The sequence below is a fragment of the Antribacter soli genome (genome assembly GCF_021568775.1).
Classification (GTDB): domain Bacteria; phylum Actinomycetota; class Actinomycetes; order Actinomycetales; family Cellulomonadaceae; genus Antribacter; species Antribacter soli.
Genome location: NZ_JAKGSG010000037.1, coordinates 1 through 17,594, shown reverse-complemented (window position 1 = coordinate 17,594; position 17,594 = coordinate 1). Strand labels below are relative to the sequence as shown.

Here is a 17,594-nt window from a genome sequence, read left to right as displayed (position 1 = left end):
CCCCCCGGGGCGGGCCGGTTTCCCCCCGGCGGCCCCTTCCGGGCGGGGGGGGGGGGGGCCGGGCGGGCCCCCCCCGCACCTGGAGTGGAGGGCTGGTCAGCCGTTGTCCGTGCAGCTCGGCGTGCAGGCGCTCGCGCACGTCGCGTTGCAGCCGTCGTCGGTGAGGCGGTACAGGTCGGCGACGGTCGGACCGGACTCGACGATCTTGATGTCGAGGTCGAAGGCCGGGGCTGCCACCGGTGTGATGGGCGCGCCGCGGAGCGGCGAGAACGAGCCGCGGGAGGTGGGGCGGAAGGGCAGGACCATGCTGGTGCTCCTTTTCTCGGGGGTCAGACGCCCTGGGGCGTCTGCGTGGGCCACGTCAGGACCACACGGTTGCGGGGCCGGTCCAGGACGCGGACGTGCTCGCCGGACGGCAGCACGTCGTCCGGGGTTCCGGCCGGGTAGAGGCTGATCTGGGCGTCCAGGCTCGTGGTGTCCCACGCCTCGATCAGGTCGACGAATCGGGCGACGAGCTCGGATGCGTTCTCGCCGTGCCCGGTCGCGCCGAACTGCGGCCCGTCCTCGGTGCGGCGCAGGGTCAGGTACGCGAAGGAGCGGCCGACCTGGTCGAGGATCGCGGGGATGCCGACGGCCCAGGAGTGCGCCACCAGGCCACGATCCTTGGCGTCCGTGGTCGCGTTGAGCATGCCGAAGGCGTCCTCGTTGACCGCCAGCCACAGGCCCAGCCCGTCGAACCGGGACACCTCGCGCGGTGTTGCCCACGCGACCGTCGCCTCGGTGTGCAGGGCGGAGGCCAGCGCCGCCTGGTCGGCGCTCACGTCGCCGTCGACCCGCAGCGTGACCCCGACCTCGTCCAGGACGAGGCTGCGCTCGTCGGGCGTCGACCGGCCGCGCACGGGTACGAAGTGCCCGAGCTCGTAGCCGGCCGAGACCAGCCTGTCGCCGTCGCGCACCAGGACGACGACGCGGGGCGTGCCGCGCAGCCGCAGCGGCACCACGATCCGTCCGTCCGGCGCGAGCTGGTCCACCCACGTCGGCGGAAGGTCCTGCACGGACGTGGTCGCCATGATGACGTCGTAGGGCGCGTGCTCGGGCACGCCGCCGTCGGCGTCAGCCAGGACCACGTTGACGCCGTTGTAGCCAGCCTGGGCCAGGTAGCGGGTGGTGCGCTCGGTGACCCGCTCGTCGATGTCGACGGTCGTGACCTGCCCGTCCGGCCCAGCCATATCGGCCAGCAGGGCGGCGTTGTACCCGCCCGAACCCACCTCCAGGACCCGCGACCCGGAGGTGACCTGCGCCTGCTCCAGCATCATCGCCTGCACCTCGACCGCGGAGATCATGCTCACCGCCGCGCCCGACTCGTCGAGGGTCCGGTGCAGGATCGTGTGCAGCGCGTACGCCGCCTCCAACGGCTCCTCAGGACCGAACACGTGCCGGGGAACCGCCCGCAACGCGGCGGCGACCGCTGGGGTGAGGACGAGCCCGGCGGACTCGAGCTCGGCAACCATCTGCTCTCGCAGACTGGCGGCCCAGTCCAGGTCGTTCGTCGTCTGGCTCATGCCACTCCTTTCGCACCCGTGCCGGGTGCTGTGGGAACCGGCCCGCCGGACGGCGGACCTCGGTAGTGCATCCCGCCGACACCCGTTCGGCGAGCGGTGCCTCACGGCTCGGTGGTCGGCGCCGGCTTGTCGACGGGCTGCCCGATGACGACGCACGTGGCACCGTCGGGTGCTAGAACTTCGGCGATGCCTCGGCGGGCCTCGGCGAGCTGAGCCGTCGCCGGCACCAGCACAAGACGCGCGCCATGGTGTCGCGCGGACTCGGCGACCTGGTGCAGGGTCAGTGCGTCATGGTCGTCGGTGACGATCTGGGCCAACGCGATGCCCTCGGCCCGGGCGTACTCCTCGATCACCTGACACTGCTGGTAGAGGTCGGTGGGGCTCCCACCTGCGGCGTAGCCGATGGCCACGGGCGCCATCCCGCTCACGGCGCCGCCTCCCTGTTCGTCGGGGTCATTCGTGTCCCTCCGGTCGTGGCCATGCCCGTTCACCAGGGCCGGGTGATGTCGAGCGTGTAGCGCCGGTCGTTCGCGTCGAACCGGTACTTCGGCCGTCCGTCCGGGGTGAGGTCGTAGACGTACCCCGCGGCGACCAGAGCGCGCTCGAGATCGAGCATCGTGTGCCCGGCGGCGGCCACCAGGTCGGCGCGGCGAGCCCACACCGTGTCTGCGTCACCGGTCCAGACCTCGCACGAGGAGAGCTCCGGTCCGGTCCCGTCGAGCCGGACCCGGACCGAGACCGGGTGCAGCCGGGGGTGCCATTCCTCGACCGGTGCCCGCACCTGCTCCACGAGGGCAGCGGGCGGCGCGACGGCGGTCATGACCGTGCTCCCGCCAGTGCGACGTCGGACTCGGTGATGGACCCGGCGAGCAGCCCGCGCAGGACCATGGCAGCGCCGTGCTGGGCGAGCGGGCCGGTGACGTAGGTGGCAGCTTCCTGGACGACCAGGGGCGCGTGCCCCATCGACCAGGACTGCTCCGCCCAGGCCATCGCCTCGCGGTCGTTGATGCCGTCACCCACGAACACCGTGTTTGGCGAGTCGATCCCCGCCTGCTTGCGGACACGCTCCAGCGCTTCCGCCTTGGAGGTTCCCGGTGGCGTGACGTCCAGCCATGACGAGCCGGCCGGGTTGACCGAGACACCGAGGCGCCGGATGGGCTCCAGGAGCAGGGTCGCGGCGTTCGGGGCGGACAGGATGATCCTCGGGACGGGTTCGAGGGTCAGCTCGTCGTCGCCCATCACCAGCTGGCGCCCGTTCAGCTCGTCCACGTCGAACGCCGTGCTCGTGTTGTATCCCCAGCCGATCTGCTCGACCCCGACCCGCACGTCCGGGCACAGCCGGCGCGCTAGGTGCAGCACCGGCTCGACGTCGAGCGTGGTAGCGGACTCCACGCGATACCCAGACGGCCAGGTCCGGTCCAGGCGGGACAGCACCGCCCCGTTGGACGACACCACCCACGAGCCCTCCAGGCCCAGAAGAGCCGCGACCGGCAGCACGCCCACGAGCGAACGTCCGGTGGCCAGCACAACGGTGTGCCCCGCGCCGACGACGTCGGCCACCGCCTGCCGGGTCACCGCCGGGACGGCGTTGGTGCCGTCCGGTGCCACGGTGCCATCGATGTCGAGCCCGATCAGCAGCCGGAGGCCCGGCCGCCGGATCATGCGAGGGCTCCTTCCGGGCGTCGCAGCGTGGCGCGTACGTGGACCTCCAGGCCCGAGACCTGCCCGGTCCAGTCGGTGAACCCCGGGGTCAGGATGTGGTGGTCCAGCGGGGAGTTGCACCCGAGCGCCTTGGCAATCTCCTCGCCCTCGGTCAGGTGCCTCGGCACGAGGCTGATCCGGTCGGGGGTGAGCGTGATCGACCCGATCCGCTCCAGCCCGATCTTGGAGACCGCCTCGACGACGACGCCGAAGGTCCGTGCCAGCGACGACTCGGAGCCCTGCTTGGTGAATCTCATTGGTTCCTCCTCCTCTCGCGGCGGCTCGCGGGTGCGGGCCAGTCACGTTGTGATCTGCCGGCTCTACCTGCGGGGAGCGTGGTCAGTTACCACGAGCTGTCGCTCGCCGACCATGAGCAGCAGGCGTGCACCGGTGGCGTCGATCAGTCGGCGCCGGGCGGCGGCGATGTCCTTCGTGCCCAGGTGGTTCGCTGCCGGAACGACTACGCCGTACGAACGGTGCGCGCGGAGCGCCTGGAGAAGGCCGGCGAAGGCCGCCTCTGGTGTCGCAGAAATCTCACGGAACAGTCCTCCGAGCACGAGTTCGTGATCGGCGCAGTAGTGGTTCATCGCCGTGGTGAGGGCGTGCTGCTTCGCCGCGGGCAGGTTCGGCAGCCGCAGGTAGCCGTAGACGACCGGCCCGCTGACTTCGTGCTGTTCGGTGAGGGATTCCATGGGTCGTTACCGTCCTAACGATCGGTGAATCCGGCTCTCCAAGCGTCGGGCAGCCCAGGCGTCGAGGGAATGAGCCGCCGTCCCACTTCTGTCCTACTTCCGTCCCTGGCCGGGGCCCGGGTTGCTTCAATAGGCGTACCGAGGGGGGAGGTCGCTATGGCGACGGTGCATCAATGGACGGGTCTGGAGGCCCGCGCGCTGCGCCATGCTCTCCGGCTGAGCGTCCGGCGCTTCGCCGAGGACCTGGGCGTCGCGGTCAACACCGTGTCCAAGTGGGAAGGGTTCCTGACGGAGACCAAGCCCAACGGCGACAGCCAGGCAATCCTGGACACGGCCCTGGCCCGCGCCGATGGCTCGGTCCACCTGCGGTTCGAGGAGTACCTGTCCCAAGTCGGCGGCCCCCCTGCCACCGGTGTGCAGCGCGTCGTGGTCCCGCGCCCTCGTGCATGGGAGTACGAGGAATGGGCTGACGACCTTGACCGTGTAGTCGTCGCGCTCTCGAGCCAGAAGTTCACCTTCGCCGAAGACCTGCTGCACCGGTGGACCGCCAAGTACACGCCGTCCGATCTCGATGACCGCGGTCTCTACCTGCTGGCTCGGTCCACAGCCTTGGTTGGCGATCTGCGACGCGATCGAGGACAGGTTCTCGGGCCGCTGTCAGCGCAGCGGTCCTACGCCGGCTCCCGTTCGATCTTCGACCAGCTGGTCATCCCTCGCCGCGTAGCCCAGATCGATCTTTCACTCGCCGTCGTCGCCGAGATGGGCGGTGAACTGGACAGCGCTGCACGCCGCTACGAGGGCCTCGCCTCCGATGATCGGCTGACTGACCGCGATCGGGCGCGGGCCCGGCTCTGGGTCGGGACGGCGCTGAGCAAGCACGGGGAGCATCAGTACGCGGCGAGAGCCATGGAACAGGCCATCGAGGACTTCGACCGACTCGCAGAACCCGACGACTGGGCGGTGGCGCATCAGAAGCTCGCTCTGGCGTCCCGCGGCGCAGGCAATCTCGACACGGCCCTGCGCCTGATCGACGTCGCCCGCAGTGCCGGCGTCGCCGACTCCCCGATGCAACGAGTACGTCTTGAAACCGCCTACGGACACATTCTGGTCTCCGACGCTGGAACCCGAGAGGATGGCATGCGGACCCTCGATCGCGCCAAGAGCGTCGCCGCCGAGTATGGGCTGGCCCACCAGCTGCGCAGCATCGAGGCCATCCGCACCACCGGCCAGGGCCTTCCCGCCCGCGCACAGTGACCAGGGAGAGACGCAAGCGTGAACGAGAACGAGCAGAACCTCAGCGACGATCAGCTGCACGCTGCCGAGCTGATCTGGGACTACCACCAGATGCACCACACGGTGCGGCCCACGGACGTGGCGATCGGCCTGGGGAGCCACGACCTCGGCGTCGCTGCATACGCTGCCGAGCTGTACCGAGCGGACCTGTTCCCGGTCCTGGTCTTCAGCGGCGGCAACAGCCCCACCACCGCGGCGCGCTTCCCGCGCGGTGAAGCAGTCCACTACCGCGAACACGCTCTGGAGCTCGGCGTCCCGGACAGCGCCGTCCTGCTGGAACCGAACGCTGGCAACACCGGCGAGAACATCGCGTTCTCGCGGGACGTGCTTGCCGCTGCCGGCATCGTTCCGTCCTCGGTCCTGCTCGTCTCGAAGCCCTACATGGAACGCCGGTCCTTCGCAACCGCCCGCAAGGTGTGGCCCGAGGTCGACGTCATCTGCACCTCAGAACCGCTCGACCTCGCTGAATACCTCAAGAGCATCGGCGACGAGAAGTTAGTCGTCGACATGCTCGTGGGTGACCTCCAGCGGGTGATCGACTACCCAGCGCTCGGATTCGCCGTCGAGCAGGACATCCCGGAGGACGTGCATGTCGCCTACGAGTACCTCATCCGACAGGGATTCACGAGCAGACTCATCGCTCGGTAGGACTTCCTCGGGCGTCGGGCTGTGCGCGATCCACCAGCCCAACCTGTTCCCGCGCCTGAGCACGCTCGCCAAGATCTACGCGGCGGACTGCTGGATCGTCCTCGACGACGTGCAGTTCGCGCGCCGCGACTACCAGCACCGTGCGCGGCTCGCCCCGCTGGGGCGCCCGCAGCAGCATCAGTGGCTGACCTTGCCTACCCATCTGCCGCACGGGCGGTCTACGACAATCCGGGAGGCCCGCCTGGTCGAGCCCGCGCGGGCACGACGACGGCTCCACCGGACACTCGCTCACGCCTACGGATCGAGCCGGTACTGGCTCGACCTGGAGATCCGACTCGACGCGGTTGCCGTGGCCATGGACGACACCGATCGGACGGCTGCGGTCACGGAAGCCTCGACCCGCCTGCTCCTCGACCTGCTCGGGTGGACGGGCTCGATACTCAGAAGTAGCCAATTCACCGTCCGAGCTGATCGATCCCTTCGGCTCGCAGACCTGGTGTCGGCGGTTCAGGCAGACGGATACCTGTGCGGACCGGGCGGCATGAAGTATCTCCGCCTGGAGGAGTTCGCCGAACAGCGCACGCCCGTCATCCCCTTCACGACGCCAACAACCGAAGGAATCTGGCAGGACGCCCGCAGGCTCAGCGCGCTGTACGCCCTGATGACCTTCGGCCCCGACGCAGTACGCCGAGAGGTGACGCGTATCGCGGACGCCCATGCCCTCCCGGCGTCCGCCAGACCGGACGCGCTGGCAGCCATCAGTGTTCGCGACGAAGGTGTGCCCGCGTGACGGACACGGGGTAAAGCGTTCGGTTCGGGTGGTGACGGCGGGGCGCTACCCGCACCAGGCGTGCCCCTTCCGCAGCCCCCTCCACCGCCCACGATCACCTCACATCCACAACCACAACCACAATTCCCGCACTCACAACAACCACCACATCACACAACTGCACCACACCACCACTCATACAACAACAACCACCATCCCCACAGCCACCACCACATCACTCACCCAAACCCAATTCACCAACACACCTCTTTCATCGTGGCCACCCGAGTCGTCGTCGTGTCCGTGGGGGACGTGACGATGAGCATCCACAAGCTGTCGCCGGGGTCGGGGTACGAGTACCTGACCCGGCAGGTCGCTGCTGCCGATGCAACGGACCTGGACATGCCGCTGGTGGACTACTACGCGGCCAAGGGCGAGGCACCCGGCCGGTGGACCGGCTCCGGGCTTGCGGACCTCGACGGGATCGAGCCCGGGGACGTCGTCATGGCGGAGCAGATGGCGAACCTGTTCGGGAAGGGCTTGCACCCGGCCTCGACCGACGAGAACCCGCTGCGTCTGGGCGCGTCGTTCAGAACGTTCGGCAACGAGCGGGCCAAAGAGTTCGCGCTCCAGGTCGTCCGCCGAATGGAGGACGCGAACCGGGCGGCGGGCCGGCCGGCGAAGGCGCCGATGGACCGAGCGACGGTGGCGCGTATCCGGACCGAGGTCGCCGCGGAGTTCTTCACCGCTGACCACGGCCGCCCTCCGGCGGATGCACGGGAGCTGGCCAGTGCGGTGGCCCGGTACTCACGGTTCCGGTCGGCGGTGGCGGGGTACGACCTGACGTTCTCCCCGGTCAAGTCCGTCTCCGCCCTGTGGGCGGTCGCGCCGATGGGCGTGGCCCGCCGGATCGAGGCCGCCCACGACAAGGCGGTCGCCAAGGCGCTGAAGTTCCTGCAGGAGCACGCGATCTACAGCCGCGAGGGCGCTAACGGTATCCGGCAGGTCGACACGTGCGGGCTGATCGCCACGGCATTCACTCACCGCGACTCCCGGACGGGCGACCCGGACCTGCACACCCACGTCGCGGTCGCGAACAAGGTCCGCACCAAGGACGGGAAGTGGTTGTCGATCTACGGGAGCGTGCTCTACGAGCACGTGGTCGCGGCCTCCGAGGTGTACAACTCCGCTCTGGAGCAGTACCTGCGGGAGGACCTGGGGCTGGAGTTCGCCGAACGGCCCACAGGTCCGGGCAAGCGGCCCGTGCGGGAGGTCGTCGGGGTGGACCGGGACCTGTGCGAGGCGTGGTCGTCGCGGCGCGCGGACATCCTGGCCCGCCTGGCCGACCTGACCGCGGAGTTCCATGCGACGCACGGGCGACCGTCGTCGAAGACGGAGGCGATCGGGTTGGCGCAGCAGGCGAATCTGGAGACCCGCGAGGCCAAGCACGAGCCGCGGTCGTTGGCCGAGCAGCGCGCCACCTGGCGCGCCCAGGCCGACGCGATCCTCGGCCCGGGCGGGGTGGACGACATTGTCGCCGCCGCCATCGGCCGCACGACGGGCTTCAGGTCGGGTGGGGTGACGGCGGGCTGGGTGCAGGAGACGGCTGCGCGGGTGGTGGCGGAGGTGGAGGTGCGGGCGGCGACCTGGCAGGACTGGCACCTGACCGCCGAAGTGCTACGCCAGGTCCGCGCCAACACCGACGTCCACGTGCCCGCCGACGACCTCGAGGTAGTGACGGCCGCGGTGCTCGAGGCAGCGCGGTCGCGGTGCGTGAACCTGACCCCCGACCTCGACGACGTCGCAGAACCTCAGGCGTTGCGGCGGTCGGACGGGACGAGCGTGTACCGGCACACGGGTGCCGACCGGTACACGACCACCCGCATCCTGGACGCGGAGCAGCGCATCCTCGCCGCGGCCGAGCAGCGTGATGGCGCGGCGATGGAGGCCGCCGACGTGGACCTCGTGCTCCTGGAGGCGCACGCGAACGGGCACCGGCTCAACGACGCCCAGCGCCGCCTGGTCACCGCGCTGGCGACCTCCGGCGCCCGGGTTCAGGTGGCGTTGGCGCCGGCCGGGACAGGGAAGACGACCGCGATGCGGACCCTTGCCGCCGCGTGGGCGCAGTCCGGCGGACGGGACCGGACCGGCGGGAACGTCGTCGGCCTGGCGCCATCGGCCACCGCCGCGGCCGAGCTGCGCGCGGCGACCGGTATCTCCTGCGACACCCTGGCCAAGCTCATTCACGAGCTCGACCACCCCAGCCCAACGGGCGGACCACCGCCGTGGGCCACCGCCATCGGACCGGGCACCCTAGTCCTGGTCGACGAGGCCGGGATGGCCGACACCCTGACCCTGGACCGCGTCATCGGTTACGCGCTGGAGCGTGGCGCGTCGGTACGGCTGATCGGCGACGACCAGCAGCTCGCCGCGATCGGCGCCGGAGGCATCCTGCGCGACCTCACCCGCCACCACGACGCCGTCAGGCTCGAGGCCCCGGTCCGGTTCACCGACCCCGCCGAAGCCCGAGCCACCCTCCGCCTGCGAGAAGGTGACCCGGCCGCGCTCGGGTTCTACCTCGACGCCGGGCGCATCCACGCCGTCGATCCCGCCACCGCTGCCGACACCGTTTACGAGGCGTGGGCCACCGACCGTGCGGCCGGGCTCGACTCGCTGATGCTCGCCCCGACCCGGGTCCTGGTCACCGACCTCAACCAGCACGCCCAGGCCGACCGCCTCGCCCGCCTCGACACACCGCCGGGAGACGGTGCGTCGTTGGGAGACGGGTGCACCGTCTACGTGGGAGACACGGTCCTGACCCGCCGCAACGACCGCCGCCTACGCCTCACGGGGACGGACTGGGTCAAGAACGGCGACCGATGGACCGTCACCGACATCGGCCGTGACGGCGGGCTGACCGTCCGGCACCAGGCCAGCGGGCTGGCTGTCCGTCTCCCGAAGGAGTACACGGCCGAGCACGTGCAGCTCGGGTACGCCGCCACCGTCCACGCCGCCCAAGGCGCCAGCTGCGACACCCTCCACACCATCCTGACCGGGACCGAGTCGAGGCAGATCGCCTACACCGCCCTCTCACGCGGCCGGGACACGAACCACGCCTACATCATGACCACTATCCCGGATGCCGGCCTGAGCGGGGAGCCGCACATGGCCGCCCTGTTCGACCTCGACGCCACCCGCACGGCGACCGAGACCCTCGAACAGGTCCTGGCCCGCGACGGGTCCGCCGTCTCGGCCACCACGACGGCGTTCGAGAACGCCGCCCCGGAGAGGAGGTTGCATCAGGCCGCGGTCCGGTACGAGGACGCCGTCCACGCCGCCGCCGAAGACGCCATCGGGGTTGAGAGGGTCGCCGAGATCGAGCGGCACGCCGCACACGTACTTCCCGGTCTGACCGAGGAACCGGCCTGGCCCGCGCTGCACGCCCGCCTCGTGCTCGCCGAAGCCGACGGCCACGACGCCGCCGAGTTGCTGACGGCCGCGGTCGAGCAGCGGGAGCTGGCCAGCGCCGAGGACCCCGCCGCGGTCCTGGCCTGGCGGGTGGACCGCCTCGCCCCGACCGAGAGGGGAGTACTGCCCTGGCTACCGGCCGTCCCCCAACAGCTGGCCACCGACCAGACCTGGGGTGCCTACCTGGCTGCGCGCGCCGCAGCCGTCACCGACCGGGCCACCACCGTTTTCAACGACGCCCGCACCCGAACCAGCCAGGAGCGACCCGAGTGGGCCGAGGATGTCGTGCTGCCCGACGACCTCGCGACCGCCCTGGCGATCTGGCGAGCCGCGACCGGCGTCCCCGACAACGACAATCGACCCACCGGCCCCGACCAGACCGCCCCCGCACTGCGCAACTACCAGCGGCACCTGGACCGTGCCGTCGCCGCCTGGCAGCCCACACCCGCCGGGCGCCCCTGGGTACGCCTCGCCGCGGCAGCCGCAGGACGCCACGACGAGCACACCGCCACCCTGGCCGACCACCTCGCCGGCCTTCACGCCAGCGGTGTCAGCCCTGTGACCGCCGTCGAGCACGCCCTGCGACGCGGGCCGCTACCCGACGACCACCCCACCGCCGCTCTCGACGCCCGGCTCACCCGACTCGAACAGGACGCCAGCCGCCGAGCCGAGCAGCGGCGCCGCGACGCCAACCAGCACCGACTCGCGCTAGACGACCACCACAGCCGCCCCCACGACCGGTCGTACGGACCGAGGCTGTGACGGCTTTTCTGCGAGGTAGCGGGGCGATCTACGTGCCGTACCGAGTCAACGCGAGGCGTCGAGCACGCGCTCCCTCAGGGCGGCCTCAGCCTCGTTCCACAGGCGGATCGCCTCTTCGTCGATCCCATCCATCGCGGCAGGCATCAGGTCGTCGTTGACGAAGATCCAGGCATCCCCGGCGCCGCTTGGGAGTTCCGGGCGCACCGGAGTCTCATCGTCCTCCGTCAGCATCCGCTTGTACCCGGTGGTCAGGAGAACTTTGAGTGCCGTGTTGTACGACACCTGGCTCATCGAGATCGCGCCGTAGCCAGTGAGTCCGGGCTTGATCTCCACCGGCGTCGGCAGCGGGTCCGAGACATCCTCGACGTCACTCCACCACAACCACGCCAAGCCGAACTCCGGCGCCGAGAAGATCCGGTGGTAGTCGCTCACAACCTGGACATGGACCATCGCCACCCGCCTCACCACTGCGTTCACAGACTGCTTCCTGGTCGGCAGGATGTCGGACGACGTCGAGTCGGGCAAGACCCAGCCCCGCACTTCACGTGAGCCACGCACGATGACGTCAGCTGGCATCCGTACGGCGAGCGGCTCGTCACGCGGTCGATCGCCGCACATGCCGGCCGCTGCTGCGGTGCGGTGCGGAGTGACTACGGTGGGCACGTGCCTGACATCGACGACGAAGCCGTTCAAACACAAGCCATAGATGCGTCCGGCGGAACGGCCACCGCGACTCGAGTCTTCGGCGACGGCATGTTCGTCGAGGTGGGCGAGCCGAGCGCCGTCGCGACTTCGGACGACGTCGTCGTGATCGGAGGTAGCCACGGCTGGGCGCAGAACAACGTCCGTACGGCGTTGAAGCGGTCGGCCGGTACCGTCGGCTGGTATCCGATCGGCGTCTACGACGCCGGGACGCTCACGTGCCGGCGGGTGTTCACCTCCAGATGGACGGTGAACTCCATCGCGATCCACCCCTCCGGTGACCTCGTGGCCATCGGAACAGGGTCCTACGACGGCGGCTACTCGTTCGAAGGGGAACTCCTCGTCCACAACCTCGTTACCGGGATGACGGTGTCCGTCCTGGACCACAACCGCTGCGTCGAGGCCCTGCGATGGGTAGATGACACGAGCCTGGAGCTGTTGCTCGCACCGCCCACGGACGAAGACGTCGACAACCACGAAGACCTGGTCTACTTCCTGCCCGTCGTGAAGACGGACTGGAAGAAGGTCGGACCGCGCAGTGTCCAGATCCCCACGAACAGCACGACCAGCCGTCCGGTCCGCGACACCAGGACTGCTCGTCGTGAGGTAGCGGACCTGGCCGGGGCCCACGGGCAGGAGTGGCGTCCGCGCCGGCAGGCGTGGTCGGTCACGCCCTGCCCGGACGGCGGCTTCGTCGTCGGGCTGTCCTCGGCGATCGAACGGTGGAACGCACACGACGGGGCGCTGCGCTGGCGGACCGCCTTCGAAGGAACCTGCACGCAGGTGATGCCCGGACAGGGCTCGCTCCAGGTCGCGGTGTGGGCCGACGGCAACGCGTACCAGGATCGAGCGACGACCCTGACAGCGGTCTCTGTCGACACCGGAGTAGGTACGACGCTCGTTCAACCAGGCCACGGCGCCGCGATCACCGCGAGAAGCGACGGGAACCTGCTGATCCGCGACACCCGCCACACGAGACGTGAACCAGAGCCGGCTGTCGTCCTGAACCCGGCCGGTACCGAGGTGGGGCGCGTCGACCTCGGCGGCTACGACCTGTTCAACCACCACCTCGACATCCGGAAGGCCCAAGACTTCCTTGTGCTCGTCGGTGAGCCGACACGTCCGTGGGATGACAAGCATGTCGCGGCTGTGACGGAATCCAGCACCGGGGACTGGACCGTCAACCGGCTCTTCCCGCTTGCCTGGACACCCGGTGCTCACCTGTTCGGCGGCCCCGGGGCCTTCGTCGACGACCCAGGCGGACTGGGACTGATCCACTCCGGCGTGGTCCACGACGGGCGCGGCCTGCTGCCGGGAAACGCCTTTGTCGCCCGCCGCTCCTACCCGGACGGAGAGTTGCTGTGGCATGTCCCCCTCGACAACCAGATCACCGGGCTGGACGAACACGACGGCCGCACCATCGCGGTCACCAACCTCGGCGAGCTGCTGACCATCGACACCCTGACCGGTCAGCCACTTGCCCGCCGCAACGGACTCTCGACTCGCGATGGCCACCCTGTCGTCCCGCTGACCCTGGTGATCACGAGCGAGGAGACGATGCTCGTCGGAACCTTCGACGGGCGGGTCGCCGAGTACGCGATACCCCTGCGGTGAACAGCGAACCCTGACGCGGGGAGCCGAGCTCCCGCGGCCGGTTGGCCAGCCGCACACCACGGCATTCCAGCCCCAACGCCCGTCGGCAACTCAACCCACGTGAACGGCTCCGGTCACGTCACAGGAGCAGGGTGAATGCCTCGATGTGGCGGGGCCGCACGGCATGGAAGTGGCGGTGATCGATCGTGGCGACATCGCTGACGCCGAGCCGTTCAGCGATCGCGACCACGGAGGCGTCGGTCGTGCCGAGGGGGAAGTCGCCGTAGCGGCGCACGAGCTGGCTCATGCGTTCCAGGTCGGTCTTCTCCAGCGGGACGAGGGTGAACGTGCCTCGGGCCACGGAGTCGAGGAAGTCGGCCTCGACGTCGGGCCAGTCCTCCAGCATCCAGCACACCTCGGTCAACACCGTCGTGGGCAGGTACCGGGTGCCGGTGAAGGACGTCAGGAACGCCGCGCACTCGGCATGACGGTTGTCAGAGGCGTCCAGGGCGCCGACGATCGGACCGGTGTCGAAGACCGCGGCCCTCATGCGCGCCGGGTACGCCTGCGCGCGAGCCGTTCGCGGATGTAGTGGTCGGTGTTCTCCGCGCCGTTGGTCCGGCCTGAGCTGATCCGCCCGACCAGGGAAAGCAGGTCCGCCGGAACCCCGCTCTCGGGCTCGGCCTTCTGGTCGAGCTCACGGGCGACGGGGGCGAGCTCGCGGTCCTGGCTGATGATGAGGCGCAGGTGCCGGGCCTGGGCAGGGCTGAGCCTGTCCACCAGGTGGTGGAGCGACTGGGTGTCGATCGCCTCGCTCATGCCATCAGTGTTCCACGGCGGTCCATGTGGTGTCTCGTGTCCCGGATTGCCTGTGGACAACCCGGATCAGCCTGCATGGCCACGTCGGATGGCGCTGGTGGCGACCCGGTCGATCGCCTCGCTCGCGCGGCGGCGGACGGTCCGTGCGGAGCAGCCACGCGGTGCCGCGACGGCGTCTGCGACGGCAGGTGTGGTCAAGCCGCCGCGCCCGCGCCCCGCTGGTGCTGAGAGCTGGTCAGCGACGATCCCGAGGTCGGTCAGTAGTCGGCGCTCGTCGTCGTCGAGAATTCCGTCATCCTGGGCGTCGTCGAGGACTTCGCGGAGCTCTGCCGCAGCAGCAAGGGCCTCGTTCCGCGTCTGGCGCGTCGCCGCCTCGGGGATCACCTCGGTCGGGACGGTGGCGGCCCAGACTCGGTCGCGGCGACGGGCGGGCTCACCGATGCTGAGCTCTGCCATCGTTGCGCGGCGTGCCGTGGCAAGGATCGTCGCGGCAACCTTCCGGGGGCGGCGCCAGTCGAACTGACGCACCGCGATCCACAACTCGCCGGCAAAAAGCGCATCCACGCCCGCCGACACGTCGGCCAGCGCCGCAGCGCGACGAGTAGCGCCAGGCAGAAGCAACCAGCACACCACCATCAGCGCGACCGGGTCGCGCAGCCCGATCCGGACCAGAGTGCCCAGGCACAGGTCCTGGTCCTCGGGCACGGCCCGGTCCATCCATGCCCGCAGCCCAGCCAGCCCGTCCACGGTCGGCAGTTCGCGTTCCTGCGACCGCCAGACCGGCCAGCGCTCCGCGGCCGCGCGCATCGTCGGTGTGTCGTCGTTCTCGATCCCCAAGCACCCTGCGAGGCCCATGGCACCTGCTCCGTTCCGCCCCCGCCACGGGATCGGCGGGACGAGACACAGGTGTGAAGTCGTTGTCGAGAAGCCACCGAACAGAACGGCCAAAACCTGGACGGAACGGAATCGGGAAAATGACGGTGAACCAAACGTCACCGCCGGTCACCCGCCAATTCCGCCGGATCGGTCGTATATCCGATCGGCGATGGTACAAAACTGGGCGAAAGACGCTCGCCTGCGCACGCCAGATCCGAAGAGATATCGTCGAGAAATGGAGTCGTTGCTCGCCCGCGCACGCCGGAACCGGGGCATGTCCCAGACCCTGGTCGCCGAGCGCGCAGGGACGTCCCAACCGACGCTGTCGGCCTACGAGCGCGGCACCAAGTCGCCCACCCTCGCCGTCGTCGAACGCATCCTGGCCGCCACCGGCCACCGGCTCGACATCGTGCCCGCCATCGCCTGGACCCAGCACCACCACCGACTCGTCGGCGGGTCGTTCTGGGTACCCGACCGGCTCTGGCGCCTGGACCCCGGGCATGCCTTCCGCGATATCCCCGCCGACCGTGTCCCCGGCCTACGCGGCAACCACCGCATCGGGCTCTACAACTCCGAAGCGCGGCGCAACGTCTATGCCGCGCTCCTCAACCACTGCGACCGGCACACCATCGCCCGTTACGTCGACGGCGTGCTCCTGCTGACCCATTTCGACGATCTCGACCTCGACGACGACGTCGGCCAGGCGTGGGAGCCCGTCGTAGCCCGGACCTTCATCCACGAGACCAGTTGGCGCTCGCCCCGCCGACCGCGCTGACGCCAGCCCCCTCGTGGCGCCGAGCCGCCGGTCACGCGTCGGCGAGAGCGTCCAGAGCGTTGGCGATCGCTACGTCCCGGGTCGCCGCCGCGTGCTGGTAGCGCAACGCGGCAGCCATCGAGACATGGCCGCCGCGGGCCATCAGCTCAGCAGTCGTCGCTCCGGTCCGTGCCGCGAGCGTCAGAGCCGTGTGCCGCAGAGAATGAACAGTCACGTTGGGCTGGCCGATCTTCTGCCCGGCCGCCTTCAGCGCGCGCCACAACGGTGAGTAGCCCATCGGCTTGCTCTGGTCCTTGGGGCTGGGGAAGACCAGGCCATCGGGACCGGGTGCAGCATGGCCGCCCTTGATGTGCGCCGCGAGGGCTCGCACGGCGGCGGCCGGCAGGTTGACGTCGCGAACGCCAGCTTCGGTCTTGGGGCCGGTAACCTCGTACTCCCCGCCGCCGATGTGCTGCACCTGGTGGTGGACGCGCACCACGCCCTTCCCGTTCTCCGGATCGAGCGTCAGGTCCGCGTTGCGCAGATCCCGCAGCTCACCGAGGCGCAGCGTTCCCCATCCAGCAAGCAGGACGAACGCGCGCAGCCGGGCCGGCATCGCGTCCGCCAGCGCCGTGAGCTCCGCCGGCTCGAGAGCGGGCGGCTCCTTCGCCCTCTTGGCGCTCGTGCCGCCCTTGACCCGGCAGGGTGAGGCCGGGATCAGGTCGTGCTGTACCGCAGTGTTGAAGATCGTCGCTGCCAACGCGTACACGTGCGCCGCCCGGGTACGCCCGGTCTTTGGCTTGCCGATGGCATCGACGATCACCTTGCGCTCACCCTCGGACAGCTCACGCTTCTCCCGTGCGGCCCGCCGCTCCGCGGCAGCAACCGCCCGAGCAACCTGCGCGACGTGCTTCTCACGCGCAGCAGCAGCCAGGTCTGCACGCAGGCGGATCTCCCACGCCCCGACCTCGGCCGCCGTGACGTCGACCAGCCCACGGCTGCCGAACTCCGGCAGAAGGTGGCTGTCCAGGATTCCCCGGTAGTGCTTACGCGTCCGAGTGGCGAGCTCGCGTCCCGCGAGCCACGACTCGGCGTACTCACCGAACGTGATCGGTGCGGCGTTCGGCTTGGGCGGCTCGGCGGACCAGACGCCGAGCTCGATCTTCCGACGCTGCTCTCCGAGCCACCCCTCGGCGTCGATCTTTGCCGAGAACGTCTGCGGCGCGACGAGGTAACGGGTCCGCCCCGAAGCGTCGAGGGCGCCGGACGGGTCAGGGAACTTCGCCTGCCAACGTCCCGACGGCAGCTTGCGCAGCTTCCCCCAGGACCGACGTTCTAGGGCCATCCGAGTTCCTCTCTCGCGTGCACCATACGTGCACCACAAGAGTACGCCAGAGGGTGACGGTGTCCATTTCTGTCACCCCGCACTTGTCTCCATACCCGCAGGTCAAAGCACTATTTCGCAGGTCAGCACACTCACGGGCACCCCCAAAGGAACCAGGTTCAAATCCTGTCACCCCGACTTCGCGAAAGGCCCTCTGACCAGCGGAAACGCTTGGTCGGAGGGCCTTTCGGCTTACTGCAGCACGGTCCGGAAGGGCTCCTGTCGGACTGGGCCGTGTCCGGTGAGTCGCGGAGCCGGAGGACGGTGGCGGCGAGGATGCCTTCGGATCGACAACAGGCGGTGGCGGGAGTCCCGCCGGCGGACCTGCGCGACCCACCGGCAAATCCGGCGACGTCGGCGGCCACCACCGCCAGGATGGCCGGTATGGACGAGGTTGAAGTCGTCGTCGCCCACAGCCAGCGCGCGACGCTGCGCGTCGGCGACGTGTTCCTGAAGGTCGACAGCGACCCGGCGCACGCCGACGTCGAGGTGCGGGCCATGGCCATGGCGCCGATGCCGACCCCGGCGATCCTGTGGCGCGAGCCGCCCGTGCTCGCGATCGCCGCCGTGC

The 17,594-nt window shown here is 69.9% G+C and carries 18 protein-coding genes and 1 pseudogene; 7 read left to right on the top strand and 12 right to left on the bottom strand.

Annotated features, from left to right (window positions below):
* Positions 1 to 96 precede the first annotated feature (96 nt).
* The 7 genes from L1785_RS13880 to L1785_RS13850 form a co-directional block, all read right to left on the bottom strand.
* On the bottom strand, positions 97 to 306 hold the full coding sequence (locus L1785_RS13880; protein WP_236089868.1) for an FxLD family lanthipeptide: 210 nt from the start codon (positions 304 to 306) through the stop codon (positions 97 to 99).
* Positions 307 to 329: 23 nt separating this feature from the next.
* Positions 330 to 1,562 (bottom strand): methyltransferase, FxLD system, encoded by a 1,233-nt coding sequence (gene fxlM / locus L1785_RS13875; protein ID WP_236089867.1) that lies wholly within the window; start codon positions 1,560 to 1,562, stop codon positions 330 to 332.
* 101 nt (positions 1,563 to 1,663) lie between these two features.
* Positions 1,664 to 1,990, bottom strand: coding sequence for a hypothetical protein (locus L1785_RS13870; RefSeq protein WP_236089866.1), 327 nt, complete (start codon positions 1,988 to 1,990; stop codon positions 1,664 to 1,666).
* A gap of 59 nt (positions 1,991 to 2,049) precedes the next feature.
* A complete protein-coding gene (locus L1785_RS13865) occupies positions 2,050 to 2,382 on the bottom strand; it encodes a hypothetical protein (RefSeq protein ID WP_236089865.1) in 333 nt (110 codons plus the stop codon).
* Positions 2,379 to 3,224 carry an HAD family hydrolase gene (locus tag L1785_RS13860; protein ID WP_236089864.1) on the bottom strand — a complete coding sequence of 282 codons (846 nt, stop codon included), beginning with the start codon at positions 3,222 to 3,224 and terminating at the stop codon, positions 2,379 to 2,381. Before L1785_RS13860 ends, L1785_RS13865 begins: the two co-directional genes overlap by 4 nt.
* On the bottom strand, positions 3,221 to 3,520 hold the full coding sequence (locus tag L1785_RS13855; RefSeq protein WP_236089863.1) for a hypothetical protein: 300 nt from the start codon (positions 3,518 to 3,520) through the stop codon (positions 3,221 to 3,223). The genes L1785_RS13860 and L1785_RS13855 overlap by 4 nt, the downstream gene beginning before the upstream one ends.
* A gap of 63 nt (positions 3,521 to 3,583) precedes the next feature.
* A complete protein-coding gene (locus L1785_RS13850; RefSeq protein ID WP_236089862.1) occupies positions 3,584 to 3,955 on the bottom strand; it encodes a hypothetical protein in 372 nt (123 codons plus the stop codon).
* A gap of 156 nt (positions 3,956 to 4,111) precedes the next feature.
* Here L1785_RS13850 and L1785_RS13845 point away from each other — a divergent pair, with 156 nt between their 5' ends.
* The 4 genes from L1785_RS13845 to mobF all read left to right on the top strand — a co-directional run bounded on the left by L1785_RS13845 (position 4,112) and on the right by mobF (position 10,895).
* On the top strand, positions 4,112 to 5,209 hold the full coding sequence (locus tag L1785_RS13845) for a helix-turn-helix domain-containing protein (RefSeq protein ID WP_236089861.1): 1,098 nt from the start codon (positions 4,112 to 4,114) through the stop codon (positions 5,207 to 5,209).
* A gap of 18 nt (positions 5,210 to 5,227) precedes the next feature.
* The gene (locus L1785_RS13840; RefSeq protein ID WP_236089860.1) at positions 5,228 to 5,896 is read left to right on the top strand and encodes a YdcF family protein; all 669 of its coding nucleotides are present in this window, start codon (positions 5,228 to 5,230) and stop codon (positions 5,894 to 5,896) included.
* A complete protein-coding gene (locus tag L1785_RS13835) occupies positions 5,838 to 6,686 on the top strand; it encodes a WbqC family protein (protein ID WP_236089859.1) in 849 nt (282 codons plus the stop codon). The genes L1785_RS13840 and L1785_RS13835 overlap by 59 nt, the downstream gene beginning before the upstream one ends.
* A 255-nt stretch (positions 6,687 to 6,941) precedes the next feature.
* Positions 6,942 to 10,895 carry a MobF family relaxase gene (gene mobF / locus L1785_RS13830; protein ID WP_236089858.1) on the top strand — a complete coding sequence of 1,318 codons (3,954 nt, stop codon included), beginning with the start codon at positions 6,942 to 6,944 and terminating at the stop codon, positions 10,893 to 10,895.
* A 45-nt stretch (positions 10,896 to 10,940) separates the two neighbouring features.
* On the opposite strand, the gene L1785_RS13825 is transcribed toward mobF, so the two are convergent.
* On the bottom strand, positions 10,941 to 11,588 hold the full coding sequence (locus tag L1785_RS13825) for a hypothetical protein (protein WP_236089857.1): 648 nt from the start codon (positions 11,586 to 11,588) through the stop codon (positions 10,941 to 10,943).
* Between L1785_RS13825 and L1785_RS13820 the strand changes: the two genes are divergently transcribed.
* A complete protein-coding gene (locus L1785_RS13820; protein WP_236089856.1) occupies positions 11,559 to 13,211 on the top strand; it encodes a hypothetical protein in 1,653 nt (550 codons plus the stop codon). The genes L1785_RS13825 and L1785_RS13820 overlap by 30 nt on opposite strands.
* A 118-nt stretch (positions 13,212 to 13,329) precedes the next feature.
* Here L1785_RS13820 and L1785_RS13815 read toward each other — a convergent pair whose 3' ends face one another.
* From L1785_RS13815 to L1785_RS13805, 3 genes are all read right to left on the bottom strand, one after another.
* On the bottom strand, positions 13,330 to 13,740 hold the full coding sequence (locus L1785_RS13815; RefSeq protein WP_236089855.1) for a type II toxin-antitoxin system VapC family toxin: 411 nt from the start codon (positions 13,738 to 13,740) through the stop codon (positions 13,330 to 13,332).
* Complete coding sequence (locus tag L1785_RS13810; RefSeq protein WP_236089854.1) at positions 13,737 to 14,009, bottom strand: hypothetical protein; 273 nt, start codon at positions 14,007 to 14,009, stop codon at positions 13,737 to 13,739. Before L1785_RS13810 ends, L1785_RS13815 begins: the two co-directional genes overlap by 4 nt.
* A gap of 66 nt (positions 14,010 to 14,075) precedes the next feature.
* Positions 14,076 to 14,846 carry a hypothetical protein gene (locus L1785_RS13805; protein ID WP_236089853.1) on the bottom strand — a complete coding sequence of 257 codons (771 nt, stop codon included), beginning with the start codon at positions 14,844 to 14,846 and terminating at the stop codon, positions 14,076 to 14,078.
* Between the two features lie 274 nt (positions 14,847 to 15,120).
* On the opposite strand from L1785_RS13805, the gene L1785_RS13800 reads away from it, so the two are divergent.
* Positions 15,121 to 15,660: a helix-turn-helix domain-containing protein gene (locus L1785_RS13800; RefSeq protein WP_236089852.1), complete on the top strand. Its 540-nt coding sequence runs from the start codon at positions 15,121 to 15,123 to the stop codon at positions 15,658 to 15,660.
* Between the two features lie 31 nt (positions 15,661 to 15,691).
* Here the strand turns inward: L1785_RS13800 and L1785_RS13795 are convergent, their stop codons facing one another.
* On the bottom strand, positions 15,692 to 16,984 hold the full coding sequence (locus L1785_RS13795; RefSeq protein ID WP_236089851.1) for a tyrosine-type recombinase/integrase: 1,293 nt from the start codon (positions 16,982 to 16,984) through the stop codon (positions 15,692 to 15,694).
* A 423-nt stretch (positions 16,985 to 17,407) separates the two neighbouring features.
* Here L1785_RS13795 and L1785_RS13790 point away from each other — a divergent pair.
* A pseudogene (locus L1785_RS13790) lies at positions 17,408 to 17,594 on the top strand (aminoglycoside phosphotransferase family protein); the annotation flags it as partial.